Annotated in this window: 22 protein-coding genes; 10 read left to right on the top strand and 12 right to left on the bottom strand. The window is 69.2% G+C overall.

Translation table 11 applies throughout. The features are described 5' to 3' along the window. Positions 1–20: 20 nt before the first annotated feature. Both rfbA and rfbC read right to left on the bottom strand, forming a co-directional pair. Positions 21–887, bottom strand: a complete 867-nt coding sequence (gene rfbA / locus BJQ94_RS03565) for a glucose-1-phosphate thymidylyltransferase RfbA (protein WP_265399338.1) — start codon at positions 885–887, stop codon at positions 21–23. A 3-nt stretch (positions 888–890) separates the two neighbouring features. Beyond that, a complete protein-coding gene (gene rfbC / locus BJQ94_RS03560; protein ID WP_265399339.1) occupies positions 891–1,499 on the bottom strand; it encodes a dTDP-4-dehydrorhamnose 3,5-epimerase in 609 nt (202 codons plus the stop codon). Between the two features lie 74 nt (positions 1,500–1,573). On the opposite strand from rfbC, the gene rfbB reads away from it, so the two are divergent. The 3 genes from rfbB to BJQ94_RS03545 are packed head-to-tail and all read left to right on the top strand — an operon-like array spanning position 1,574 to position 4,559. Further along, positions 1,574–2,560: a dTDP-glucose 4,6-dehydratase gene (rfbB, locus tag BJQ94_RS03555; protein ID WP_265399340.1), complete on the top strand. Its 987-nt coding sequence runs from the start codon at positions 1,574–1,576 to the stop codon at positions 2,558–2,560. Positions 2,561–2,562: 2 nt separating this feature from the next. Further along, positions 2,563–3,417, top strand: coding sequence for a dTDP-4-dehydrorhamnose reductase (rfbD, locus tag BJQ94_RS03550; protein WP_265399341.1), 855 nt, complete (start codon positions 2,563–2,565; stop codon positions 3,415–3,417). Further along, on the top strand, positions 3,414–4,559 hold the full coding sequence (locus tag BJQ94_RS03545) for a glycosyltransferase family 1 protein (RefSeq protein WP_265399342.1): 1,146 nt from the start codon (positions 3,414–3,416) through the stop codon (positions 4,557–4,559). The genes rfbD and BJQ94_RS03545 overlap by 4 nt, the downstream gene beginning before the upstream one ends. 146 nt (positions 4,560–4,705) lie before the next feature. On the opposite strand, the gene BJQ94_RS03540 is transcribed toward BJQ94_RS03545, so the two are convergent. The 3 genes from BJQ94_RS03540 to BJQ94_RS03530 form a co-directional block, all read right to left on the bottom strand. Beyond that, a complete protein-coding gene (locus tag BJQ94_RS03540) occupies positions 4,706–6,070 on the bottom strand; it encodes an LCP family protein (RefSeq protein ID WP_265399343.1) in 1,365 nt (454 codons plus the stop codon). After that, the gene (gene purE, locus BJQ94_RS03535; protein ID WP_265399419.1) at positions 6,067–6,534 is read right to left on the bottom strand and encodes a 5-(carboxyamino)imidazole ribonucleotide mutase; all 468 of its coding nucleotides are present in this window, start codon (positions 6,532–6,534) and stop codon (positions 6,067–6,069) included. The genes BJQ94_RS03540 and purE overlap by 4 nt, the downstream gene beginning before the upstream one ends. A gap of 80 nt (positions 6,535–6,614) precedes the next feature. Continuing rightward, positions 6,615–7,781 carry a 5-(carboxyamino)imidazole ribonucleotide synthase gene (locus BJQ94_RS03530; protein WP_265399344.1) on the bottom strand — a complete coding sequence of 389 codons (1,167 nt, stop codon included), beginning with the start codon at positions 7,779–7,781 and terminating at the stop codon, positions 6,615–6,617. A 109-nt stretch (positions 7,782–7,890) separates the two neighbouring features. Between BJQ94_RS03530 and BJQ94_RS03525 the strand changes: the two genes are divergently transcribed. Then, positions 7,891–8,427 (top strand): GtrA family protein, encoded by a 537-nt coding sequence (locus tag BJQ94_RS03525; protein ID WP_265399345.1) that lies wholly within the window; start codon positions 7,891–7,893, stop codon positions 8,425–8,427. Here the strand turns inward: BJQ94_RS03525 and BJQ94_RS03520 are convergent. Then, on the bottom strand, positions 8,386–8,952 hold the full coding sequence (locus tag BJQ94_RS03520) for a PH domain-containing protein (protein ID WP_265399346.1): 567 nt from the start codon (positions 8,950–8,952) through the stop codon (positions 8,386–8,388). The two genes, BJQ94_RS03525 and BJQ94_RS03520, sit on opposite strands and share 42 nt — an antisense overlap. Before the next feature lie 6 nt (positions 8,953–8,958). Continuing rightward, positions 8,959–9,804 carry a biotin--[acetyl-CoA-carboxylase] ligase gene (locus tag BJQ94_RS03515; RefSeq protein WP_265399347.1) on the bottom strand — a complete coding sequence of 282 codons (846 nt, stop codon included), beginning with the start codon at positions 9,802–9,804 and terminating at the stop codon, positions 8,959–8,961. A 182-nt stretch (positions 9,805–9,986) separates the two neighbouring features. On the opposite strand from BJQ94_RS03515, the gene BJQ94_RS03510 reads away from it, so the two are divergent. Both BJQ94_RS03510 and BJQ94_RS03505 read left to right on the top strand, forming a co-directional pair. Next, entirely contained in the window at positions 9,987–11,585 is a 1,599-nt protein-coding gene (locus BJQ94_RS03510) for an acyl-CoA carboxylase subunit beta (RefSeq protein ID WP_265399348.1), read from the top strand. 8 nt (positions 11,586–11,593) lie between these two features. Then, on the top strand, positions 11,594–11,836 hold the full coding sequence (locus BJQ94_RS03505; RefSeq protein WP_265399349.1) for an acyl-CoA carboxylase subunit epsilon: 243 nt from the start codon (positions 11,594–11,596) through the stop codon (positions 11,834–11,836). A gap of 281 nt (positions 11,837–12,117) precedes the next feature. Here BJQ94_RS03505 and BJQ94_RS03500 read toward each other — a convergent pair whose 3' ends face one another. The 4 genes from BJQ94_RS03500 to BJQ94_RS03485 are packed head-to-tail and all read right to left on the bottom strand — an operon-like array spanning position 12,118 to position 16,512. After that, complete coding sequence (locus BJQ94_RS03500) at positions 12,118–13,167, bottom strand: hypothetical protein (RefSeq protein WP_265399350.1); 1,050 nt, start codon at positions 13,165–13,167, stop codon at positions 12,118–12,120. Further along, a complete protein-coding gene (locus tag BJQ94_RS03495) occupies positions 13,164–14,471 on the bottom strand; it encodes an ATP-binding protein (protein ID WP_265399351.1) in 1,308 nt (435 codons plus the stop codon). The genes BJQ94_RS03500 and BJQ94_RS03495 overlap by 4 nt, the downstream gene beginning before the upstream one ends. Beyond that, positions 14,458–15,168 (bottom strand): response regulator transcription factor, encoded by a 711-nt coding sequence (locus tag BJQ94_RS03490; protein ID WP_265399352.1) that lies wholly within the window; start codon positions 15,166–15,168, stop codon positions 14,458–14,460. Before BJQ94_RS03490 ends, BJQ94_RS03495 begins: the two co-directional genes overlap by 14 nt. A gap of 30 nt (positions 15,169–15,198) precedes the next feature. Next, complete coding sequence (locus tag BJQ94_RS03485) at positions 15,199–16,512, bottom strand: TRAM domain-containing protein (protein ID WP_265399353.1); 1,314 nt, start codon at positions 16,510–16,512, stop codon at positions 15,199–15,201. Between the two features lie 41 nt (positions 16,513–16,553). Here BJQ94_RS03485 and BJQ94_RS03480 point away from each other — a divergent pair, with 41 nt between their 5' ends. Both BJQ94_RS03480 and BJQ94_RS03475 read left to right on the top strand, forming a co-directional pair. Beyond that, positions 16,554–17,213 carry a nucleoside triphosphate pyrophosphatase gene (locus BJQ94_RS03480; RefSeq protein ID WP_265399354.1) on the top strand — a complete coding sequence of 220 codons (660 nt, stop codon included), beginning with the start codon at positions 16,554–16,556 and terminating at the stop codon, positions 17,211–17,213. A 102-nt stretch (positions 17,214–17,315) separates the two neighbouring features. Beyond that, entirely contained in the window at positions 17,316–19,079 is a 1,764-nt protein-coding gene (locus tag BJQ94_RS03475; protein ID WP_265399355.1) for a biotin carboxylase N-terminal domain-containing protein, read from the top strand. A 111-nt stretch (positions 19,080–19,190) separates the two neighbouring features. Here the strand turns inward: BJQ94_RS03475 and BJQ94_RS03470 are convergent, their stop codons facing one another. Then, positions 19,191–20,630: an NAD(P)H-quinone dehydrogenase gene (locus tag BJQ94_RS03470; protein ID WP_265399356.1), complete on the bottom strand. Its 1,440-nt coding sequence runs from the start codon at positions 20,628–20,630 to the stop codon at positions 19,191–19,193. 69 nt (positions 20,631–20,699) lie between these two features. Between BJQ94_RS03470 and BJQ94_RS03465 the strand changes: the two genes are divergently transcribed. Together BJQ94_RS03465 and BJQ94_RS03460 are read left to right on the top strand one after the other, a co-directional pair. Next, positions 20,700–21,533: a purine-nucleoside phosphorylase gene (locus BJQ94_RS03465; RefSeq protein ID WP_265399357.1), complete on the top strand. Its 834-nt coding sequence runs from the start codon at positions 20,700–20,702 to the stop codon at positions 21,531–21,533. Further along, complete coding sequence (locus tag BJQ94_RS03460; protein WP_265399358.1) at positions 21,530–23,434, top strand: phospho-sugar mutase; 1,905 nt, start codon at positions 21,530–21,532, stop codon at positions 23,432–23,434. Before BJQ94_RS03465 ends, BJQ94_RS03460 begins: the two co-directional genes overlap by 4 nt. Positions 23,435–23,447 lie beyond the last annotated feature (13 nt).

Genomic DNA, 23,447 nt, shown 5'->3' with positions numbered 1-23,447 from the left:
TGCGGCAGATCGGCGGGCTGTTAGTCGGTCTTGAGCAGCCCGTTGAGGTAGACGCCGTAGCCGCTCTTGGCGAGCGGGGCGGCCAGGGTGGCCAGCTGAGCGTCGTCGATCCAGCCGGCGCGCCAGGCGATCTCCTCGATGCAGCCGATCTTGTGGCCCTGACGGTCCTCGATCACGCGCACATACTCGGAGGCCTGCATCATCGATTCGAAGGTGCCGGTGTCCAGCCACGCGGTGCCGCGATCCAGCACCTGCACGTGCAGGTTGCCCTGGTTGAGGTAGCGCTCGTTCACGGTGCTGATCTCCAGCTCGCCACGGGCGCTCGGCTCGATCGACTTGGCGATCTCGACCACAGAGTTGTCGTAGAAGTACAGGCCGGGCACCGCGTAGTTGCTCTTGGGGATGACCGGCTTCTCTTCGATCGACACCGCCGTGAAGTCGTCGTCGAACTCCACGACGCCATACGAGGTGGGGTTCGACACGTGGTACGCGAAGATCAGGGCGCCGTCGATGTCGGCGTTGTTGCGGAGCGCCGTGCCGAGGCCGGCGCCGTGGAAGATGTTGTCGCCGAGCACCAGGGCGACACTGTCGTCGCCGATGAACTCCTCGCCGATGGTGAACGCCTGTGCGAGGCCGTCCGGGGACGGCTGCACGGCGTATTCGAGGCGGAGGCCGAGGTCGCTGCCGTCTCCGAGCAGTGCCTTGAACTGGTCGTTGTACTCGGGGGTGGTGATGATGAGCACCTCACGGATGCCGGCCATCATCAGCGTCGACAGGGGGTAGTAGATCATCGGCTTGTCGTAGATCGGCATCAGCTGCTTGGAGATGCCCTTGGTGATCGGCCACAGGCGGGTGCCAGAGCCTCCGGCGAGAATGATTCCGCGCATGGTCTACTTCCGTTCGTTCAGCGACTCGTAGTAGGCGCGGGCGGCGTCCCAGGTGGGGAGCAGCCCGCTCGCGGCGGCCTCGGCGAGGCTCGGCGCGTCGGTGTCCTTGGGCGAGAGCAGCAGCTCACCGGCCGCGGACGGGAACACCAGTCCGACCTCGGGGTCGAGCGGGTTGATGCCGTGCTCGGCGCCGACAGTGTACGTGGAGGAGACCAGGTAGCTCACGGTGGCCTTGTCGGTCAGCGCGACGAAAGCGTGGCCGAGTCCTTCGGCGAGGTACACGGCCTTGCGGTCGACGTCGTCGAGGAGCACGGAGTCCCACTGGCCGAAGGTCGGCGAGCCGACCCGGATGTCGACGATGAAGTCGATGATCGCGCCGTGCGTTGCGGTGACGTACTTGGCCTGGCCCGGCGGGATGTCGGCGAAGTGGATGCCGCGCACCACCCCGCGGCTGGACACGCTGGTGTTGGCCTGACGCAGGTCGAGCGGGTGTCCGATGGCCTCGCTCAGCTTGTCGAAGCGGTACCACTCGAGGAACACGCCCCGGTCGTCACCGAACTGCTTCGGGGTCACCTCGTAGGAATCGGGCACGGAGAGTTCGCGAATCTGCACGTTTGCCAGCCTAGCAATGCGCGTCCAGTACAATCGCGTAGGCACCTTTACGCAAACGGAATGGTTACCTTTATATGAAGATCCTCGTCACCGGCGGCGCCGGGTTCATCGGCTCGAACTTTGTTCGACGCACCCTGCAGGACGCATACCCCGGCCTGGAAGGCGCAGAGGTCGTCGTGCTCGACGCACTCACCTACTCCGGCAACCTGGAGAACCTGGCGCCCGTCGCCGATTCTCCGCGCTACTCGTTCGTGCAGGGGGACATCCGCGACGGTGCACTCCTCGACACCCTCTTCCCCGGCCTGGACGCGGTTGTGCACTTCGCCGCAGAGTCCCACGTCGACCGGTCGGTGCGCGACGCGTCGATCTTCGTCGAGACCAACGTGCTCGGCACCCAGCAGCTCCTGGACGCGGCGCTCCGCAACGACCTGCCCCGCTTCGTGCACGTCTCCACCGACGAGGTCTACGGCTCCATCGCCGAGGGCTCCTGGAACGAGGAGCGGGCCCTGGAGCCCAACTCCCCCTACTCCGCGTCGAAGGCCGGCAGCGACCTGCTCGCCCGCAGCTACCACCGCACCCACGGCCTGAACGTGTCGATCACGCGCTGCTCGAACAACTACGGCCCGTACCACTTCCCCGAGAAGGTCATCCCGCTGTTCGTGACCAACCTCATCGACGACCTGCACGTTCCTCTCTATGGCGAGGGCAACAACATCCGCGACTGGCTGCACGTGGACGACCACACCCGCGCCATCGCCATGGTGCTGGTCAAGGGCCGTGCGGGCGAGATCTACAACATCGGCGGCGGCACCGAGCTGACCAACGTCGAGCTCACCCAGCTGCTGCTGGACGCCACCGGCAAGGACTGGTCCTATGTCGACCGCGTTGCCGACCGTCTCGGCCACGACCTGCGCTACTCCGTGGACATCTCCAAGATCCAGGCCGAACTCGGTTACTCGCCCGAGGTCCCCTTCGAGAAGGGCCTCGCCGACGTGGTGCAGTGGTACCGCGACAACCGCAGCTGGTGGGAGCCCCTCAAGGCCCGTGCGGCGTTGAGCTGAGCATGACCCGTTATCTGATCGCCGGCGCGGCCGGGATGCTCGGCCGCGACCTGCAGGACGCCCTCGTCGGGCGCGACGTCACCGCCGTCGACCGCAGCGAGCTGGACATCACCGACCTCGCCGCCGTTCAGAAGGCCGTTGCCGGCCACGACGTGATCATCAACGCCGCCGCGTACACCGCCGTCGACGCCGCAGAGGAGAACGAGGCCGCCGCGTACGCGGTGAACGCCATCGGCCCCCGCAACCTCGCGCTGGCCGCGGCCGCCGCCGGGGCCAAGCTCGTGCAGATCTCCACCGACTACGTCTTCGACGGCACCGGCAACAGCCCGTACGCCGAAGACACCGAGATCGATCCGCTCAACGCCTACGGCCGCACCAAGGCCGCCGGCGAGCAGTTCGTGCTCACCGAGAACCCCGCCGGCAGCTACATCGTGCGCACCGCGTGGCTCTACGGCGCCCACGGACCCAACTTCGGTCGCACCATGCTCACCCTCGCCGCGGGCAGAGACACCGTCTCCGTTGTCGCTGACCAGTTCGGCCAGCCCACCTGGACTGTCGACCTGGCCCGCCAGATCGTGGCCATGCTCGACGCCGACGCGCCGGCCGGGATCTACCACGGCACCAACGCCGGGCAGACGAACTGGTTCGGCTTCGCCAAGGCCGTGTTCGCCAGCGCCGGACTGGATCCCGAGCGGGTGCTGCCCACCGACGGGCGCTCGTTCGTACGACCAGCACCCCGCCCGGCGTACTCGGTGCTCGGGCACGACGCCTGGGCCGCAGCCGGCCTCTCCCCCATGCGCCCGTGGACCGAGGCCCTGGCCGACGCCGCAGACCACGGCGCGTTCACCCCGTCATGATCACCCTCCGGGTCATTGTCGACCAGCTGGTTTCGCCCGTTCCGGGCGGGCTCGGCCGGTACACCGAAGAACTCACCCGGTCGCTGATCAGCACGGCGCCGACCGACTGCGTCGTCGAGGGCATCGTCTCGGCCACCTCGGCGGAGAACTACGAGCAGATCACCACGGCGCTGCCCGGCCTCGCCGGCCTGCACAAGATGGCACTGCCCCGCCGGGAGCTCTCAGCGGCCTGGCAGCTGGGCGTGGCCACCTCCGCCGGCCACGGGCTGGTGCACGCCCCCGGCCTGTTCGCGCCGCTCCGCCGCCACGACCGGGCCAGGGACGAGTCCCAGGTGGCCGTGACGGTGCACGACGTGCTCGCCTGGACGCATCCGGAGTCGCTCACCCCGACCACCGTGGCCTGGACCAAACTCATGCTCAAACGCGCCCGCAAGCACGCTGACGCCATCGTTGTGCCCAGCCACGCGCTGGCCGGCCAGCTCGGGGAGATCCTGGACTTCGGCGACAGGGTGCGTGTCATCGGCGGGGCCGTGAGCACGGGCCTCCGCCTCCCGACGAACTCGGCCGCGGCGGAAGCCCTGGCGGCCAGCCTGGGCCTGCCGGAGGAGTACATCCTCACGGCGGGCACCCTCGAACCGCGTCGGGCCGTCACGGCGGTCATCACCGCGCTGGGCCGGCCGGGCGCCTCCGACCTGCCGCTGTTGGTGCTCGGGCCCGATTCCTGGGGTGAACTCACCCTGGCGTCCGTGGCCGACGAGGCCGGCCTGGCGCCGGACCGGGTGCGGTCGCTGAACGGTCTGACCGACCAGGAACTCGCCCTGGTGATCTCCCGGGCCGCCGTGTTCGTCTACCCGAGCTTGGAAGAGGGCTTCGGCCTGCCGATCATCCAGGCCTTCACCTTCGGCACCCCGGTCATCCACTCCGACGCGCCCGCCCTCGTCGAGGCTGGCGGAGATGCGGGCTTCACCGTGGAACGGGACGACCCGGCCGGGTACCCTGAGCGCCTCGGCGCGGCCATCGACAGGGTGCTGGGCGACACCGAGCTGGCCGACCGGCTGCGGATATTCGGCAGCGACCGGGCGAAGGCCTTCACCTGGCGGGACACCGCCGAGCGGGTCTGGCAGCTGCACGCCGACCTCTGAGCCGGCCTGTTCCGGGCGGTTCGCGGCTGCCTCGGGCTGCCCCCTTCCGCGAGAGCGGCCGTGTGGTCGCTTCACCGCCGTGAGGCAGCCACACAACCGCTTTCGCGAGCTGAGCGGGAAGCCCTGTTCCGCGCTGGCGGACCGGGTCAGGGGGCCGGCGTCTCCGTGACGGGGTTGAGCGCCGCGTCGATCAGCCCGGCGATGTAGTCGTAGTCGGGGTCGGTGGGGTCGACGCCGTTCTCCGGCACCAGTTCGACCGCGCCGACGGGCAGTTCCTTGGTTTTGGTGGCGAGGTTCGTGAAGTACCCGAGCATGCCCTGCGGCACATCGGTCTTGACGACCTGTTCGCCGGCCTGCGCCACACCCTGGAACTTGGTGAGCACGTTCGCCGGGTTGAACTGTTGCAGGATCGCCTCCTGCAGGATGCGCTGGCGGGCCATCCGGTCGTAGTCGCTTGACCCGTGCCTGGCCCGGCCGTACCAGAGCGCCGTGAAGCCGTCCATGTGCTGCTGCCCGACCTCCACCCAGCCCTCGACATCGCTGAGGTCGTCGAGCTGGCCGCCGATCGGCAGCCGTTCGGTCACGTTGATGTCGACGCCGCCGAGGGCGTCGATCAGCTGGGAGAAGCCCTGCATGTCGATCAGGACGTAGTACTGGATGGTCAGCCCGGTGACGCCGCTGGCGGCGTCCCGCATCGCCTCGATGCCGGGTTCGCTGCCCTCGGCCACGGCGTTCGGGTACATCTCCGGGCTCTTCAGTTCGACCTCGGTGTAGATCGAGTTCAACTGGCAGACATCGACGTCGCAGGTGCCGTTGTAGCCGTACCCGTTCGGGTAGGAGGCGTGCATCGGGGAGTCCTCGGGGAAAGGGACGTACTCGAGGTCCCTGGGCAGGCCGATGATGTCGGCCTTGCCGGTTTCGGCGTCGATGCTGACCACCGAGGTACTGTCGGGGCGCAGCCCCAGGCGGTCGGCGCCGGCGTCGCCGCCGAGCAAGAGGATGTTGTAGCGACCGTCGACGGGCGGTTCGCTCGGGCCGGCGACGAAGACGGAGGAGAGGAAGCCGCTGGCCGTCGTGGCCACATAGGCGCCGTATCCGGCGGTACCGACAACGGCGACCATAGCCACCGTCGCGAGCCCGGCGATGAACGGGCGGGCCTTGGGCCTGGCCTTCACCAGACGCACCAACCGCATGGTGTCGAAGGTCAGGATCGCCCAGACCACCGCGTAGAACACCATCACGGCGGCGAGGACCCACAGCCCGATCGAGTTGGTGGCGATCGTGAGCATGATCTCAGGGTTGATCGCGTAGAGCACCCCGGCCAGCACGACGAGGGCGAGGAAACTCAGCGTGGCACGCAGGCCGAACCGGCCGAGGCCACGGTTGCCGGCGAGCACCTGCGCGGAGCCTGGAAGCACGATGTTGAGGACGACGAGCCACCAGGCCCGCCGGGTCATGACCTGGCTGGAACCGGAATTCGGGTACCGGATCGGGCTGCTGGCACTGCTCATAGCTTCGCTTGCAGGGCCGCGTTCTTCTGCTCCACCTGCTCGGCCAGGCCGGCGGCGTAGCCTTCCAGCTTCAGGCGCAGCGAGTCATCCGCTGTCGCCAGGATCTTGACGGCGATGAGCGCTGCGTTGCGGGCGCCGCCGATCGACACGGTCGCGACGGGAACCCCCGCGGGCATCTGCACGATCGAGAGCAGCGAGTCAAGGCCGTCCAGCCGGCCGAGCGGCACGGGCACGCCGACGACGGGAAGGGTTGTCACCGCAGCGAGCATGCCGGGCAGGTGCGCGGCACCGCCGGCGCCGGCGATGATCACCTTGAGGCCGCGAGCGTGCGCATCCTGGCCGTAACGGATCATCTTCTCCGGCGTGCGGTGCGCCGAGACCACCTGTACCTCGTGGCCGACGCCGAACTCGCTCAGCAGGGCGGCGGCGTCGCTCATGACGTTCCAGTCGGAGTCCGACCCCATCACGACGCCGACGAGGGTGGCTGCGGCGGGTACGGGCTCTGGGGTCACGGGTTTGTCAGGCACGGAGACGATCTTAGGCTTCAGTCCTGGAAAAACGCCGCAGTGGCACGCGCCTGGTAGGTGACCGAGTCCAGATCGGACCCCGTGGCCGTCACATGCCCGATCTTCCGACCCGGCCGCGGGTCCTTGCCGTAGTTGTGCACCTTCACCGTCGGCTGCTCGGCGAACGCGGCCGGATACCGGTCGGCCATCGTGCCCTCGAGCGGGCCGCCGAGGATGTTCACCATCACCGACCAGGGTTCGGTCAGGCCCGTGCCGCCGAACGGCAGGTCCAGGACCGCGCGCAGGTGCTGCTCGAACTGACTCGTGGTCGACCCGTCGATCGACCAGTGGCCGCTGTTGTGCGGGCGCATCGCCAACTCGTTGACCAGGAGCCTGCCGTCAGTGGTCTCGAACAGTTCGACGGCGAGCACACCGGTGACGCCGATGCCCACCGCGACGCGCTCGGCGATGTCGGCGGCGACATCGCTGAGGCGGCCGGCCGACTTCGGGGCCGGCGCGACCACCTCGGCGCAGACACCGCCCTGCTGCACGGTCTCCACGACGGGCCAGAGCGCGATTTCGCCGGACGGGCGACGGGCGATCACCTGGGCGAGTTCGCGGCGGAAGTCCACGAGCTCCTCGACCAGGAGGGCTCCGTCGTTGGCGTCTTCGGCCAGGGCGAGGAACCAGTCGTCGGCTTCGTGGGCGTGCTGCACCACGCGGACGCCCTTGCCGTCGTAGCCGCCGCGGGCGGTCTTCACGACGGCGCGGCCGCCGTGGTCGGCGAGGAAGGCGGCGAGTTCCTCGGAGTCGTGCACGCGCGCCCAGTCGGGGACGGGCAGTCCGAGTTCGGTGAGGCGCTCACGCATGAGGAGCTTGTCCTGCGCGTAGAGCAGCGCGTCCGGCCCGGGGTGCACGGCGATGCCGCGGTCGACGAGCTCCCGGAGGATCGCCTGCGGAACGTGTTCGTGGTCGAACGTGACCACGTCGACGGTCTCGGCGAAGGCGAGCACAGTCGCCAGGTCCCGGTAGTCGCCGACCGACACGGCGGCCAGGCTCGCCGACATCCCGTCGGCTTCGGCCAGGACGCGCAGGTCGAGGCCGAGGTTCACCGCGGCGGGGATCATCATGCGGGCCAATTGACCACCACCGATCACACCAACGATCGTGCTCATCTGTTCACCAATTTCTGTGCGAGCGTTCATCCCGAGGGCTACGAACTCTCAGGATGGGAAATATGCCGCGTCGTAGACTGCGAAAGAAGCGTGTTGTCCCGCTCCAACTTCTATTTTCACTTATCGGCCGGACGGATGCATGTCGAGAATAACCGTCAGTAGACACCGGGTCTTCGCGTTCGCCGCGCAGCTCGCCAAGTTCGGCATGGTCGGACTCGTCGGGTTCGCTGTGGACATCACGGTCTTCAACCTGCTTCGGGCCACGGTGTTCTCCCCCGACAACCTGGACTCCGGGCCGATTTGGGCGAAGGTCGTCTCGACGATCCTGGCCATTCTGGCCAACTGGGTGGGCAACCGGTACTGGACCTTCTCGAAGGACCGCCAGTCGCAGACCGTCCGGGAAGGACTGGAGTTCTTCGCCGTCAGCCTGGCCGGCATGGGCATCGGCCTGGCCTGCCTGTGGGTGAGCCACTACGTGCTCGGCCACACCAGCGTGCTCGCCGACAACATCTCGTCGAACGTCATCGGCCTGCTGCTCGGCGCGGTGTTCCGTTTTGTGCTCTACCGGTACTGGGTGTTCTCCCCGGCCAGGCGTCCAGTGGCCGCCGCCAGGACCGCGACCGGATCGATACGGCTACCGGCCCGTCCAGAACGCGGTCTCGTCACCGAGCGCTGACGGGTCCGGCCGGAACCCCTGCGCCGACCTGGCCTGGGCGGCCCTGGCCTGTTCGGTGAGGTCCTGGAGGGCCTGCTGCACGAGAGCGGCACCCGGCACATCCTGCAGCTGGAGCACGGTACCGCCGCCGGAGGTGATGCGCACGGTGCCGGAGCGCATCAGCGACTGCAGCCAGGTTCTGCGCACGCTCACGTCGTAGCCGCGGCTGTGCAGCACCTCCTGGCGGGTGTGCACGAAGATGCCGTGCACAAGGATGATGCGCCGTGTGGTGATCGTGTATCTCCTGGTGAGCCAGGACACCAGCGGCAGAAGCCACAGCAGCGCGGTCACGGCCGCCGCACCCGCGAGCAGGAGTGTGTTCTGCCACGGCTCCGCCAGGCTGCCGGAGTAGTAGCCGGTGACCCCGCAGACCGCGATCAGGAACAGGGTGGGCCAGAACAGGGCCCTGGCGTGCGGGCGCAGGCGCGCGACGACCACCTCGGGAGACGCCGGGGCCGTTGGGCTCGTGCTCGCTGGGTTGGTCATAACCCATTAATACCTCAGGTGGGTCACATCCCCGGCGGCGACCGCCTGCAGTTCGCCGCTCGACTGGTCCTCCACGATGAGCCGGCCGTCGGGGTCGAGGCCGACGGCGGTGCCGACCAGGTCGTGTCCGCCGGGCAGCTCGACCCGCACCGCGCTGCCCAGGGTGCCGCAGAGCGAGCTCACCATGGCGTGCAGTCCACTGGCGACCGGGTCGCCGTCTGCGACGAGGAACGCTGCGGTGAGATCCCGCAATTCGGTGAGGTAGCCGGCCAGAACGGCATCCGGGTTCGGCACGCTGCCGGTGACCAGCAGCAGCGAGGTGGAGGTGAGGGTGGGCAGATCGTGTTCGTCGAGCGCCAGGTTGAGTCCGGAGCCGATGCACAGCCCGCTCGCGTCCGGCAGCAGCTCGGAGAGGATGCCGGACACCTTGTAGCCGTCGATGAGCACGTCGTTGGGCCACTTGAGCGTGACCTCGTGCCGGGGGGCGTCCTCGTCCACCGGCCCCGCCGCCGCGGCCGTGTCCGCCGCCTCGACCACCGCGCGCACCGCACGGGTCATGGCAGCGCCGGCGAGCAACGGGAACCAGCCGAACCGGTTCGCCGGCAACGGGCCGGAGGCCAGCCTCGGCCGCAACAACACCGTGATGGCCAGGGATTTGCCGCTGGGGGCCAGCCAACTGCGACCGAGCCGTCCGCGCCCGCTGGTCTGGTTGTCGGTCACGATCACCGACAGGTCCGGCCAGGCCGCCGCATCCGGCCCGGTCGCTCGCGTCACGAGCACATCGTTGGTGGAGCCGGCCTCGTCGAGGTACTCGAACCGTGCCCCGATGCCGCTGCTGATCGGAAATTCCATCTCACGCCGCTTCCCACACCCCATCGCGGGATGCATAACTCCTGCAATTCTGCCCAGTTTGTCCGGGTACCGGGGATTCCGGCTCCGTGATGGCCGAATCGCCGCAAGTTGTGCTCACCGGCGGGACGGGCAGGGCCGGTGGGCTCTGGGGCGGGCAGGGTGAGGCCGGTAGAGTGAACGGCGTGACTGAGAACCCGACTGGACCCGACCTGTACACGACGGCGGGAAAACTCGCCGACCTCAAGCATCGGTATCACGAGGCCGTGACCGCCAGCGGCGAGGCTGCCATTGAGAAACAGCACGCCAAGGGCAAGATGACGGCCCGCGAGCGCGTGGCCGAGCTCCTCGACGAAGGCTCCTTCGTCGAACTCGACGAGTTCGTGCGCCACCGCACGGTGGCCTTCGGCATGGAGAAGAAGCGTCCCTACGGCGACTCCGTCGTCACCGGAACCGGCACCATCCACGGCCGTCAGGTGGCCGTCTACTCCCAGGACTTCACTATCTTCGGCGGTTCGCTCGGCGAGGTGGCCGGCGAGAAGATCATCAAGGTCATGGACCTGGCCCTCAAGACCGGGGTGCCCATCATCGGCATCCTCGACTCCGGCGGAGCGCGAATCCAGGAGGGCGTCGTCGCCCTGGGCAAGTACGGCGAGATCTTCCGCCGCAACACCGCGGCATCCGGCGTCATCCCGCAGATCTCGATCATCTGCGGCCCCGCGGCCGGCGGTGCGGTGTACTCCCCTGCCCTGACCGACTTCGTGATCATGGTCGACAAGACCAGCCAGATGTTCGTCACCGGCCCCGACGTGATCAAGACCGTCACCGGCGAAGACGTGGGCATGGAGGAACTCGGCGGCGCCCTGACCCACAACTCGGTCTCCGGTGTGGCGCACTACCTGGCCAGCGATGAGTCTGACGCCCTCGACTACGCGCGCACGCTGCTCAGCTTCCTGCCGGACAACAACCTCGCCGAGCTGCCCGTCTTCGACAGCGAGGTCGAGCTCGAAACCACGGATGCCGACCTCAAGCTCAACACGCTGATCCCGGATTCGCCCAACCAGCCCTACGACGTGAAGACCGTCATCGAGCACATCGTCGACCACGGCGACTTCCTCGAGACCCAGCCGCTGTTCGCGCCGAACATCGTGGTCGGCTTCGCCCGCATCGAGGGCCGCAGCGTCGGCATCGTCGCCAACCAGCCCAATTCGATGGCCGGAACGCTGAACATCCCGGCCGGCGAGAAGGCCGCACGGTTCGTGCGGTTCTGCGACGCGTTCTCGATCCCGATCCTCACCCTCGTCGACGTGCCCGGCTTCCTGCCCGGCACCGACCAGGAATGGACCGGGATCATCCGCCGCGGCGCGAAGCTGCTCTACGCCTACGCCGAGGCCACCGTGCCGCTGATCACCGTGATCCTGCGCAAGGCCTACGGCGGCGCATACATCGTGATGGGCTCCAAGCAGCTCGGCGCCGACATCAACCTGGCCTGGCCGACCGCCGAGATCGCGGTCATGGGCGGCCAGGGCGCCGTGAACATCCTCTACCGCAGCGAGATCAAGAAGGCCGAGGCGGCCAATGAGGATGTCGCCGCCGTGCGCAGCCGCCTGGCCAACGAGTACACCTACAACGTCGCCAGCCCGTTCCTCGCTGCGGAGCGCGGCGAGCTCGACGGCGTCATCGAACCTGCGGCGACACGGGTATCGGTCGTGAAGGCCATGCGGGCGCTGCGCACCAAGCGCGCCAGCCTGCCGGCCAAGAAGCACGGGAACATCCCGCTGTAGGCGGCACCATGACCGACTCAGAGACCCACACCACCGGCTTCGACCCGGCCGACCTGACCTTCGTGACCACTGGCGTCACCGATCAGGAGGCCGCGGCCGTGACGGCCGTTCTGCGCGCGCTGCTGCGGGAGGAGTCCGACAGCCTCCGGGCCGCCCCAGTGGGCCCCAGGAGCGCCTGGCTGGACAGCCAGCGGGCCATCCGTGCCCCTCTGGCGCGCGGCGACGAACGCTGGCGCGGCTTCACCGTTTAGCCCGGCCGCGCCGCGTCCCCCGGGCACAGGTGCTGTCCCCCTAAATGACGACTTTTCCGGGGGCACCGGATGCACCATCATTGCTATTGCTGGGTGAAGCTCTTCGGAGTGACACCACCATTCATTCGCCGACTAGGGTAAGCAGGCGAATGTTTTGGGGGCGCGTCAGGGCGACATTCGGGTTGTCGCCTCGACACGGAATGTCGGAAGGGGATCGGCCTTTTGGGGCTGGTCCCCTTCCGCATTTCTACTCCCGGCTATCGGGCACGCACCGCGGCCGCTCAGTGCCGCCGGGTGACCCGTCCGACCGCGTGGCTCGCCCGCGGAATCTCCAGCCACAGGTCGACCTCTTCGTCGGGGGAATCCTGGCCGAGGGCGCTCAGGCGCGGATCGGGGCTGTTCAGCCCGACGACGGTGACGGCCGTGCCTGCGCCGTCCGCCGCGGTGCGGGCGATGATCGTTGCCGCCGTGGTGCCCGCCATCGCATCGGCGAGGGTGTTCAGGACCACCTCGAGGTCGGCCCCGCTGAGGTCGTCGATGCCGCCCTCGTCCAGCAGGGTGACGATCGCGCCACGCCGCCTGGCCGACATCACCTCGCGGCGCACGGCGTCGTTGAGTAGCCGCCGTCCGCGGATCTCGTCGCGGATCGCGGCCTCCAGGTACCGGCATTCCTGCCGCTGACCCTCGGTGAGGGTGCCGGCGCTCTCGATGATGCGCCGCAGCATGGGCGCGGCCAGGCGGATGGTCTGGGCCAGGCGCACCTGGCGCTCATAGAGATGCGCTTCCTGCGCCGCCTGCCACTCGGTGGCCTCACGTTCGGCGAGCCCGTACTGCCGGGCGTCCCGGCCGGCCTTGGCCAGCGCCCTGGCGAGCATCACGGCCACCACGACCCAGACCACGCTGCCGATCACTCCCATCGAGGCGAGGGCGCCAGGACCCGCCCAGACGATCGTGTGCGCGAACAGGAAGCCCACCCCCACCCAGGCCAGTGCCGCCCGCCTGCGGGTGGCTGTGATGGTCATCAGAGTGCCGACGGCGGCCACGTACCAGGTGGCGTAGCCGTTGTCGGCGTTCGAACCGTCCAGCTGGCTGCCGACGAGGAGCGGAACGGCGATGCACACGGCCACATTGAAGAACCCCAGCCAGAGCGACATCCGCGGCGGACTGGTGGGCCACAGGCTCATCACCGTGGCGACGACGTAGAGCAGGATCGCGATGAGGGGCGGCACCGGCGAGGTCGGCGCATCCAGCGAGTAGAACGCCAGGATCACGTGATAGCCGGAGAACAGCGCGGCGAGCGACAGGATCAGCCCGCGGGGAACCGTGATCATCTGTCGCCGCCGTTCTCGCCGAGCGGCCACTCGATCAGGATCGAGGTGCCCCGGCCGGGGCCCGACCGCACCTGTACCACGCCACCGGCCGTTGCGACCCGTTCGCGGATGGAGATGCGCAGGCCGAGGCGTTCGCTGGGCACGGCGGCGGGGTCGAACCCGACCCCGGAGTCGGCGATCTCGATGGTGCAGCCGCCGAGGAGGTTGGAGTTCACCCGCACCGACCTCGCCACGGGATCGCCGGCGACACCGGCGTGCTGGACGCTGTTCACGATGGCCTGGGAGGTGGCCGAGACGAGCGCTTCTGCGGCGTATGCCGGCAGGTTGAGGTCCTCTGCCTCACAGTCGATGAACTCGATGGGTTCGTCGAATCGGTTTGCGATGACGCGGATGTCGTCTTTCAGGCGGGCGAACGAGACCATGCTGTCGTCGCCGGCCGGGTTCGACCCGGCCTCGTTGAGGCGGGTGATGGCGTCCTTGGCCATGGTGGACGCCAGTTCGGCGCCCTTGGGAGTGCTCGCCGCGGCGGCCGAGAGCAGGGCGGCGAGCACGCTGTCGTGCACGATCGAGTCGACCTGCACGCGCTCGACCTCGGTGGCGTGCTGACGCACGGCGGCGGCATAGGTGGTGAGGGCGTTGGTCTGGGCGGTGTCGACCGCTGCGGTGGCCTGGCGCAGCATCGTGATGATGATCAGCACCACCTGGCCGAGCAGGATCGCGTAGAACGCGTCGAGGAAGCCGAGCATCGGCTCCGCGCCGCCGCCGGCGGGCAGCACCCGAACGATGCCGTACGCCAACGGGGCCAGCAGTGTGTACGCCATCGCCCACCAGAGCGGGAAGGAGACGGCGGCGCACGACGTCGCGACTGTGCAGAGATACCAGAGCCACGGTTTGCCGTCGAGCACGCCGTCAGGGGTGTTCAGCATCGCCGGCCAGGCGATGAGGGCCGCGAGATAGACCACGGCGAACAGGCCGCTGGTGACCCTGATGAAGCGCTTGAGGACGGTGGCCAGGATCGCCAGCCCCAGCATGCCGAAGATCAGCACGGTGAGGGCGATGCCCAGACCCGGCTTCAGGCTGTCCAGCTGGTCGAGCATCCCCGGGTAGGTCTGCAGGGCGAAGATCAGCCCGACGCCCCCGACGGCCCTGGACACGACACGCTCGATCTGCGCGCGGCTGATCGGCTTGCGCGGCTGCTTGGACTCGTTGAGGAGGTCGGCCCCGAGTTGCTCCGTCCCGATCCGCCCAGGCGTGAGCCTGAACGACCGGACCGGTACTGCCTCCGCCGGCCTAGGCGCGCCCATCCCCGCCGTCCGGGTCGAGCCCAGGCAGGATTCCGTCTTCGACGGCTCGCCGCAGGAGGTCGACCTTGGTGGGCGCGGGGCGCCCGACCTCGACGTACTTCACCCGGATGCGGTCGAGGTATTCCCTGGCGGTGGAGTGCGCGATGCCCAGCTGCATGGCTACCATCTTCAGCGGCAGTCCGGAGGCGTAGAGGTGCAGGACGTCGCGTTCGCGGCGGCCGAGCTGGGCCTTGGCGAAGTCCCGGTCGGCGTCGATGGCGGTGGCCCATTCCAGGTTGTTGAGCACGTCGCCCCGCGCCACGGACGCGACGGCGGCCATCACCGTGGTGGTCGGCGACGACTTGGGAATGACGCCGGCCGCTCCGGCCGCGAGCGCCTCCCTGACCAGGGCGACCCGGTCGGCGATGCTGTGCACGAGCACTGAGGCGCCGGTGCCGCGGGCCAGGTGCACGTTGTCGGTCACGAGGGAGCCGTCGCCCAGGGACAGGTCGAGCACGATGACGTCGACGGGGCGGCCGCTGATGCCCTCGACGAGCTCCCGCACGGTGGCCGCGGCGAAGATGACGTCGAAACCGGCGTTCTCGCAGGCGGCCTTGATGCCCAGGCGCACCGACTCGTGGTCGTCCGCGATTCCCACGCGGACGGGGTGGTCGAGCACGGCGGGTGCTGGATCGGGCTCGGTCACGATATTGCTCATCTTTCGTTTCGGTCGATTCGCTAAGACTAGCTATTTGGTGAGGAGTGCGACGGCCTCGACGTGGTGGGTATTGGGAAACAGGTCGAACGCGCGCAGGCTGCTGAGCCTGTAGCCGTGCCCGGCGAACAGGGCGACGTCGCGGGCCAGGGCCACCGGGTCGCAGGCGACGTACACGACCTGGGCCGGTGCGAGAAGGGCCAGTTTGTCGACAACGTCGGCACCGGCGCCGGCGCGCGGCGGGTCGAGCACGACAGTCGCGGCCTGCTGGCGTTGGCGGTCCGCCGCGGTGGCGTCGCGGGTGAGGCCGGCCAGGAACCTGTCAACCCTGTCGGTGTGCGCGCTGGCGCCGACCCATTCGGCCAGGTTCTCGCTGGCAAAACCGGTGGCCTGGGCGTCGCTCTCCACCGAGGTGATGCGAACGCCGGAGCCGAACCGGGCGCCGACGGCAGCGGCGAGCAGGCCGACTCCGCCGTAGAGGTCGAGGTTGGCGGCCTTGGGGTCGAACAGGTCGGGATCGATGGCGTCCTGCACAGCGGCGAAGAGGGTTTCGGCGGCGCGGGCGTGCACCTGCCAGAAGCCTGCGGCGTCGAGCCGGAACTCGCGGTCGCCGACGAGCTCGGTGATGGGCTTCGGGGCGGTGCGGCGCCGGCGACCCTTGTCGTCCTGTTCGGCGACGAGGATCTGCACGTCTCCGGTGCTGGGCGCGATGACGTCAACGGATGCCGCGCCGGCGAACAGCCGGTCCAGCGGCGCCGCCATTTCCAGGGCGTGCACCGCCAGCGGCAGGTCGTCCACCGGGATCACCCGGTGCGACCGGGCCGCGTACGGGCCCACGATGCCGCTCTCGGTCACGTGCAGGCGCACCCTGGTGCGCCAGCCGGTGCCGTCCATCGCGTCGCCCGGTGACGCATCCGCTGCCACCGGAACCGCCTCGACGACGACGTCGGTGTCGATGCCGGCCATGCGGTGCAGGGCGTCGGCGAGCACCTGGCGCTTGAGTTCACGCTGGTGGCCGAGCTCGATGTGGCCGAATTCGGCGCCGCCGGCCCGGTCGGCCGGGTCGCGGTCGATGGCGGCGGCGGCCCAGATGTGCGGCTGGCGTTCGGGGGCGGCCTGCAGGACCTCGACGGTCTCGGCGCGCCAGAAGCTCTTCTTGTTGGCGTCGGTCAACCGGGCCCGCACCCGCTCGCCGGGGAGGGTGTCGCTGACGAAGACCACACGGCCCTCGTGCCGGGCCACGAAGATACCGCCGTGGGCTACGTTGGTGACGTCGAGCTCGAGCTCTGTGCCGATCTCGCCTTCGGGAATGCTCGAACTCGGCTGACGATTAGTGTTGGTGCCCATTGAATGAGCATCCCACATCTGCCTGCCGCACGAAGGGTTCCATGCGCCTCCACCTCGCCTCCACTTCCCCCGCCCGGCTCGCATTGCTGCGCGCAGCGGGCATCGAACCGGTCACGATCTCCCCCGATGTCGACGAGGACGCCGTCGCCGCGGCCGAGGCCGAACGGCTGGGCGCACCGCTCACCCCGCACCACGTGGTGGAGCTGTTGGCGCGGGCGAAGGCTGAAGCCGTCGCCGCGGACGCCGCCGCCCACGGCATCGACGGCCTCATCCTCGGCGGCGACTCGGTGTTCGTGCTGGACGGTGTGATCTACGGCAAGCCGCACACCCCGGAGCGCGCCAGGGAACGCTGGCAGCAGCAGCGCGGGCGCACGGGCACCCTGTACTCCGGGCACTGGTTGATCGAACACACCGGCGGCAAGGTCGGCCGGGCCGTCGGAGCCGTCGCCCACGCATCGGTGACCTTCGCCGACGACATCCCCGATTCGGAGCTCGACGCCTACATCGCGTCGGGCGAACCGCTGTTCGTCGCCGGCGCATTCACCATCGACAGCCTCGGCGCGCCGTATATCACCGCCATCGAAGGGGACCCGTCGACAGTTGTCGGGCTGTCGCTACCCACCCTGCGCCGTTTGGTCGTTCGGCTGGGCTATGACTGGCCGAGCCTGTGGAATCGGGGTATTTCGGCCCTACCGGAGTGACCCGCACCGGGGTGCCTTTGTAGCCGGTCTCAGTGTTCCGACAAAGGTTTTTGTGGGAAAGAACCAAAAATGAGACGGTCCTGACCAATAGGCTCAGTACCTATGTCGCGTATAACGAAGGTCCTCATCGCCAACCGGGGCGAGATCGCCGTCAGAGTGATCAGAGCAGCGAAGGACAGCGGCATCCTGTCGGTCGCCGTGTACGCCGACCAGGACCGGGACGCCCTGCACGCACGACTCGCCGATGAGGCCTACGGGCTGGACGGCACGTCCAGCGCCGAAACCTACCTCGTGATCGAGAAGATCCTCTCCATCGCCCGCCGTTCAGGAGCGGACGCCGTGCACCCCGGCTACGGTTTCCTGGCCGAGAACGCCGCCTTCGCTCAGGCCGTCATCGACGCCGGCCTGATCTGGATCGGCCCGTCGCCGACCGCCATCGAGCAACTCGGCGACAAGGTGTCGGCCAGGCACATCGCCGAGAAGGTGCACGCGCCGATGGCGCCGGGTACCCTCAACCCGGTCGCGGACGCCAGCGAGGTGCTCGCCTTCGTCGACCAGCACGGCCTGCCCGTCGCCATCAAGGCGGCGTTCGGCGGCGGCGGTCGCGGGCTCAAGGTGGCCCGCACCCGCGAAGAAATCCCCGAACTCTTCGACTCCGCCGTGCGCGAGGCCGTCACGGCATTCGGCCGCGGCGAGTGTTTCGTGGAGAAGTACCTCGACAAGCCCCGGCACGTCGAGACCCAGTGCCTGGCGGATGCCCACGGCAACGTCGTCGTGGTCTCCACGCGCGACTGCTCCCTGCAGCGTCGCCACCAGAAGCTCGTCGAGGAGGCGCCGGCACCGTTCCTCACCGAAGCGCAGACCAGCGAGCTGTACCGGGCCTCGAAGGCCATCCTCAAGGAGGTCGGCTACGTCGGCGCCGGCACCTGCGAGTTCCTGATCGGTCAGGACGGCACGGTGTCCTTCCTTGAGGTGAACACCCGTCTGCAGGTGGAGCACCCCGTCTCGGAAGAGGTCACCGGCATCGACCTCGTGCGCGAGCAGTTCCGCCTCGCCGAGGGCGGCACGCTGGACTATGACGACCCCATCGCCGTCGGTCACTCGTTCGAGTTCCGCATCAACGGCGAAGACGCCGGCCGCGGCTTCATGCCCGCCCCCGGTCCCGTGCACGTGTTCCGGCCCGCCGGCGGCCCCGGCGTGCGCGTGGACAGCGGCGTGCAGTCCGGCGATGTGATCTCCGGCTCGTTCGACTCGCTGCTGGCCAAGCTCATCGTCACCGGCGCCACCCGCGAGCAGGCCCTCGAGCGTGCGCGCCGCGCCCTCGACGAGTTCGAGGTCGCCGGCCTGCCCACCGTGCTGCCCTTCCACCGGATGATCGTGCGCGACCCCGCCTTCGCACCGGCGGACGGCGCCCCGTTCTCGATCTACACCCGATGGATCGAGACCGAGTTCGAGAACACGATCGCCCCGTGGAGCGGCACCGTCGAGGACCGTCCGCGCACAGACGAGCGCCACAGCGTCGTCGTCGAGGTGGACGGCCGTCGCATCGAGGTGAGCCTGCCGAGCCGTCTGCTACCCGGCACAGCCTCGGAGAAGACCGCAGGGCCGGCGCCCCGCCGCCGCACCTCGTCGCACGCCGTGAGCAGCGCAACGGGCGATGCCGTCAAGGCGCCCATGCAGGCCACCATCGTCAAGATCCTCGTCGCCGAGGGCGACACCGTCGTCAAGGGCGACCTGCTGCTCGTACTCGAAGCCATGAAGATGGAACAGCCGCTCACCGCGCACAAGGACGGCGTGGTCGGCTCCATCGGGGCCGACGTCGGCGCCACGGTCTCCTCCGGCCACCTCCTGATGACGGTCGGCTAGCGCCCGCACCCCGCACGCAACTGTTCCCCGTGCGGACAATTGGTCCCGGTACGCCGGGTGCAATTGTCCGCACGGGGAACAGTTAGTTACGGATGCGCGTGGAGCTGTGGGTCAGTAGTGCACCTTGTGCATCGCGCGCGCCGCATCCGTGATGCAACCGGTGAGCGACGGGTAGACGGTGAAGGCCTCGGCGACCTCGTCGACGGTGAGGCCGTGCTCCACCGCGAGGGTGAGCGGGAAGATCAGCTCGCTGGCCTTGGGGCCCACGATGACGCCGCCGATGACGGTGCCGGTGCCGCGGGACGCGATCAGTTTGACGAAGCCGTCCTTGATGCCCATCATCTTGGCCCGCGGGTTGGACTCGAGGGGCATCTTGTAGACCTCGCCCCGACGAACGCCCTCTTCGATCTCCTTCTGGGTCCAGCCGACGGTGGCGATCTCCGGCTGGGTGAAGATGTTGGCGGCCACGTTGCGGATCTCGATCGGGTTCACGGCGTCACCCATGGCGTGGTAGACCGCGGTGCGGCCCATCATGGATGCGACGGAGGCCAGCGGCATCTCCGTGGTGCAGTCGCCCGCGGCGTAGATGTTGGGGATGGATGTGCGCGCCACCCGGTTCACCCGGATGTGGCCGGACTCGTCCAGCTGCACGCCCGCTTCGGCCAGGCCCAGGCCCTGGGTGTTCGGCACGGCGCCGACGGCGATGAGGCAGTGGCTGCCGTCGACGGTGCGGCCGTCGGTGAGGGTCACCAGCACGCCGGAGTCGGTACGTTCGACCGAGGCGGCGCGGGACTTGTTGAGCACGACCATGCCGTTGCGCTTGAACACGTTCTCGATCACCGCGGCGGCGTCGACGTCTTCGCCCGGCAGCACCTGGTCGCGGCTGGAGACAAGGGTGACCTCGGCGCCCAGCGCCCGGTAGGCCGAGGCGAACTCGGCACCGGTGACACCGGAGCCGACGACGATGAGGTGCTTGGGCACCGACTTGAGGTTGTACAGCTGGGTCCAGGTGAGGATCCGCTCGCCGTCCGGCATCATCGTGGGCATGGTGCGGGGGCTGGCGCCCACCGACAGCACGATGGTGTCCGCCTCGATCCGGTCGAAGTCGGTGCCGGAGCCGTCGTCACCGGTCGAGACGATGACGGCGTCCCTGCCGTCCAGCCGGCCGTGGCCGCTCTGCAGCTTCACCCCGGCCTTGAGGAGGGTCTCCCGCATGTCCTGGGACTGTTCCCTGGCCAGCGCGAGCAGGCGCTTGTTCACGGCGGCGAGGTTGATCGCCACCTCGGGGTGCAGAGGCTTGCCCTTCGCGTCGCGCACGAAGAACTGCACACCGAGATCGGTGGCTTCGCGGATCGAGTTCGATGCCTCCGCGGTCGCGATCAGCGACTTCGACGGAACGACGTCGGTGAGCACAGCGGCTCCGCCCACGCCGACCCGTTCGATGAGGGTCACCTCCGCGCCCTGCTGGGCGCCGGCGAGTGCCGCTTCGTATCCACCGGGGCCGCCGCCGATGATGGCGATGCGTTGTTTTCGTTCGAACTCGTAAGGCATTCACTTATTCTGTCCTCCCCGGCCGGACCCGCCAAACCGCGCGGGCCTGCGGGCAATTAGAGTAGGGGGATGCTCACGACCGAGATCAATCCTCTTGACGCGCCCGAAACCAACCCCTTCGACGTGGCTAGGACCGCCGCCCAGGAAATCATCGCCGCCACCGGTGTCGCGCACCACGACATCGCGCTGACCTTGGGGAGCGGCTGGGGGAAGGCCGCCGACCTGATCGGCGAGACCACCCACACGATCCCCGCGCAGGAGATCACCGGGTTCAGCGCGCCGGCCCTCGCCGGCCACGCGGGCATGCTGCGGTCGGTGCTGCTGCCCACCGGCAAGCGCGCCCTGGTGATCGGCGCCCGCACGCACTATTACGAGGGCCACGGCGTGCGCCGGGTCGTGCACAGCGTGCGCACCGCCGCCGCGACGGGGGCGACGACCATGATCCTCACCAACGGTGCCGGCGGCATCCGGGAGACCTGGAAGCCGGGCACCCCGGTGCTGATCAGCGACCACATCAACCTCACCGCCGATTCGCCGCTCGAGGGCGCGACCTTCATCGACCTCACCGACCTGTACTCACAGCGCCTGCGCGACCTCGCCCGCGGCATCGACGCCACCCTGGACGAGGGCGTGTACTGCCAGTTCCGCGGACCGCACTACGAGACGCCGGCAGAGGTGCAGATGGCCAAGGCCATCGGCGGTCACATCGTGGGCATGTCCACGGCCCTGGAGGCCATCGCGGCCCGCCAGGCCGGCATGGAGGTGCTCGGCATGTCGCTGATCACCAACCTTGCCGCCGGCATCCAGAAGACCCCGCTCAGCCACGGTGAAGTGCTCGAGGCCGGCCAGGCCGCCGAAGCCACCATCAGCGCCCTGCTCGCCAAGATTGTGGCCGCACTGTGAGCCTGAACGACGAGACCCCGGCCGAGACCGTTCGCCCGCGCGGCGCGCACGCCGCCGCGCCAGACGCCGGCCAGGATGCGCCAGCCGCCGCCGAGACCTCGCCCGGCGACGAACGCGAACCGAAGACCGCCGTGATGGAGACCGTCGACGGTGCCGACGAGGTTCCCGCCGCCACCGCGGTGCTGGACACCACGGCCACCGACCCGCTGAATGCGCTGCTCGTGACCGCCACCGCCTGGCTCGCCCAGGACCCTGACCCGGAGACCCGCGCCGAACTGCGCCTGCTTATCCAGCAGGCCCAGGACCGCGACCCGGCCGCGGTCGCCGACCTGCACTCCCGCTTCGACGAGCGCCTCGCCTTCGGCACGGCGGGCCTGCGCGGAGCGATCGCCGCCGGCTCCAACCGGATGAACCGCGTGCTCGTCAGCCAGGCCGCCGCCGGACTGGCCGCGTTCCTGCTCGCCGAGGCCGCCGCGGCCCGGCCCGGCAGCATCCCCTCCGTGGTCATCGGGTACGACGGCCGCCGCAACTCGCACGTCTTCGCCACAGACACCGCCTCGATCATGGCCGGAGCCGGGGTGCGCGCCGTGCTGCTGCCCCGCCTGCTGCCGACTCCGGTGCTGGCCTTCGCCGTGCGCCACCTCGGCGCCAGCGCCGGCGTCATGGTCACGGCCTCGCACAACCCGCCGAACGACAACGGCTACAAGGTCTACCTCGGCGACACCGACGAGGGCTCGCAGATCGTCTCCCCCGACGACGTCGCGATCGCCGCCCAGATCCAGCGCGTCGCAGACACCCTGCTCGTGACCGAACTGCCGCGCGCCGCCTACGAGACCGCTCCGGAGTCCGTCGTGCAGGCCTACGTGGATGCGACGGCCGCCGTCGGCCACCGGCCGCGCGCCCAGGTGAACACCGTCTACACCGCCCTGCACGGCGTGGGCTGGGACACCACCCGCCGCGTACTCGATGCCGCCGGCTTCGCCCTGCCGACCCTGGTCGACGCCCAGATCGCCCCCGACTCGGCGTTCCCAACCGTTGCGTTCCCGAACCCCGAAGAACCCGGCGCGATGGATCTCGCCTACGAGACCGCACGCGAGGTGAACGCAGAGCTGATCATCGCCAACGACCCGGATGCCGACAGGCTCGCCATCGCCATCCCCGACGCCGAGGCGCCGGAGGGCTACCGTCGGCTGAGCGGCAACGAGGTCGGCGCCATCCTCGGCTGGCGTGCGGCGGAGCTCGCCGCCGCCGTATCGGGCGACGGCGGCGCCGAGGGTACCCTGGCCTGCTCGATCGTGTCCACACCTGCCCTCAAGGCCGTCGCAGACGCCTACGGCCTGGACTTCGCCGACACCCTCACCGGGTTCAAGTGGGTCTCCCGCGCCCCTGGCCTGATCTTCGGTTTCGAAGAGGCGCTCGGCTACCTCGTGAACCCCGGCACCGTGCGCGACAAGGATGGCATCTCCGCCGCCGTCGCTCTGCTCTCGCTGGTGAGCGACCTCAAGGCCGACGGGTCGACCCTCGCCGAGCACCTCGACGCCTTCGCCGAGAAGTTCGGCTACTTCGCGTCCAGCCAGATCTCGGTGCGCGTCACCGATCTCACCGAGATCGACCGGGTGATGGGCCGCCTGCGGGAAAGCCCGCCGGCCATGATCGGCTCAAGCCGGGTCGACCACATCGACGACCTCTCCGGCGGCTTCAACGGCCTGCCGGCGAGCGACGTGCTGCGGATCGTGCTCACCGACGGCGCCAGGGTGATGGTGCGGCCCAGCGGCACGGAGCCCAAGCTCAAGGTCTACCTCGACACCCACAGCACCGTCGGCACCCTTGCCGAACGGCGGGAGGCCGCATCCATTGCCCTCGCCGAACTCGACAAGGGCATGCGCGCGCTCATCGGCTAGACCCGGGTGCGGA

Source organism: Cryobacterium sp. SO2, assembly GCF_026151165.2.
Classification (GTDB): domain Bacteria; phylum Actinomycetota; class Actinomycetes; order Actinomycetales; family Microbacteriaceae; genus Cryobacterium.
The sequence above is the reverse complement of the archived record's forward strand: the minus strand, read 5'-3'. Positions and strand labels throughout refer to the sequence as shown.

What these genes read in the sequence shown, in the direction of transcription:
- rfbA (WP_265399338.1), bottom strand. Translation starts at nt 887, where the DNA reads ATGCGCGGAATCATTCTCGCCGGAGGCTCTGGCACCCGCCTGTGGCCG.
- rfbB (WP_265399340.1), top strand. Translation starts at nt 1,574, where the DNA reads ATGAAGATCCTCGTCACCGGCGGCGCCGGGTTCATCGGCTCGAACTTT.
- rfbD (WP_265399341.1), top strand. Translation starts at nt 2,563, where the DNA reads ATGACCCGTTATCTGATCGCCGGCGCGGCCGGGATGCTCGGCCGCGAC.
- BJQ94_RS03545 (WP_265399342.1), top strand. Translation starts at nt 3,414, where the DNA reads ATGATCACCCTCCGGGTCATTGTCGACCAGCTGGTTTCGCCCGTTCCG.
- BJQ94_RS03540 (WP_265399343.1), bottom strand. Translation starts at nt 6,070, where the DNA reads ATGAGCAGTGCCAGCAGCCCGATCCGGTACCCGAATTCCGGTTCCAGC.
- purE (WP_265399419.1), bottom strand. Translation starts at nt 6,534, where the DNA reads ATGGGGTCGGACTCCGACTGGAACGTCATGAGCGACGCCGCCGCCCTG.
- BJQ94_RS03530 (WP_265399344.1), bottom strand. Translation starts at nt 7,781, where the DNA reads ATGAACGCTCGCACAGAAATTGGTGAACAGATGAGCACGATCGTTGGT.
- BJQ94_RS03525 (WP_265399345.1), top strand. Translation starts at nt 7,891, where the DNA reads ATGTCGAGAATAACCGTCAGTAGACACCGGGTCTTCGCGTTCGCCGCG.
- BJQ94_RS03520 (WP_265399346.1), bottom strand. Translation starts at nt 8,952, where the DNA reads ATGACCAACCCAGCGAGCACGAGCCCAACGGCCCCGGCGTCTCCCGAG.
- BJQ94_RS03515 (WP_265399347.1), bottom strand. Translation starts at nt 9,804, where the DNA reads ATGGAATTTCCGATCAGCAGCGGCATCGGGGCACGGTTCGAGTACCTC.
- BJQ94_RS03505 (WP_265399349.1), top strand. Translation starts at nt 11,594, where the DNA reads ATGACCGACTCAGAGACCCACACCACCGGCTTCGACCCGGCCGACCTG.
- BJQ94_RS03500 (WP_265399350.1), bottom strand. Translation starts at nt 13,167, where the DNA reads ATGATCACGGTTCCCCGCGGGCTGATCCTGTCGCTCGCCGCGCTGTTC.
- BJQ94_RS03495 (WP_265399351.1), bottom strand. Translation starts at nt 14,471, where the DNA reads ATGGGCGCGCCTAGGCCGGCGGAGGCAGTACCGGTCCGGTCGTTCAGG.
- BJQ94_RS03490 (WP_265399352.1), bottom strand. Translation starts at nt 15,168, where the DNA reads ATGAGCAATATCGTGACCGAGCCCGATCCAGCACCCGCCGTGCTCGAC.
- BJQ94_RS03485 (WP_265399353.1), bottom strand. Translation starts at nt 16,512, where the DNA reads ATGGGCACCAACACTAATCGTCAGCCGAGTTCGAGCATTCCCGAAGGC.
- BJQ94_RS03480 (WP_265399354.1), top strand. Translation starts at nt 16,554, where the DNA reads ATGCGCCTCCACCTCGCCTCCACTTCCCCCGCCCGGCTCGCATTGCTG.
- BJQ94_RS03475 (WP_265399355.1), top strand. Translation starts at nt 17,316, where the DNA reads ATGTCGCGTATAACGAAGGTCCTCATCGCCAACCGGGGCGAGATCGCC.
- BJQ94_RS03470 (WP_265399356.1), bottom strand. Translation starts at nt 20,630, where the DNA reads ATGCCTTACGAGTTCGAACGAAAACAACGCATCGCCATCATCGGCGGC.
- BJQ94_RS03465 (WP_265399357.1), top strand. Translation starts at nt 20,700, where the DNA reads ATGCTCACGACCGAGATCAATCCTCTTGACGCGCCCGAAACCAACCCC.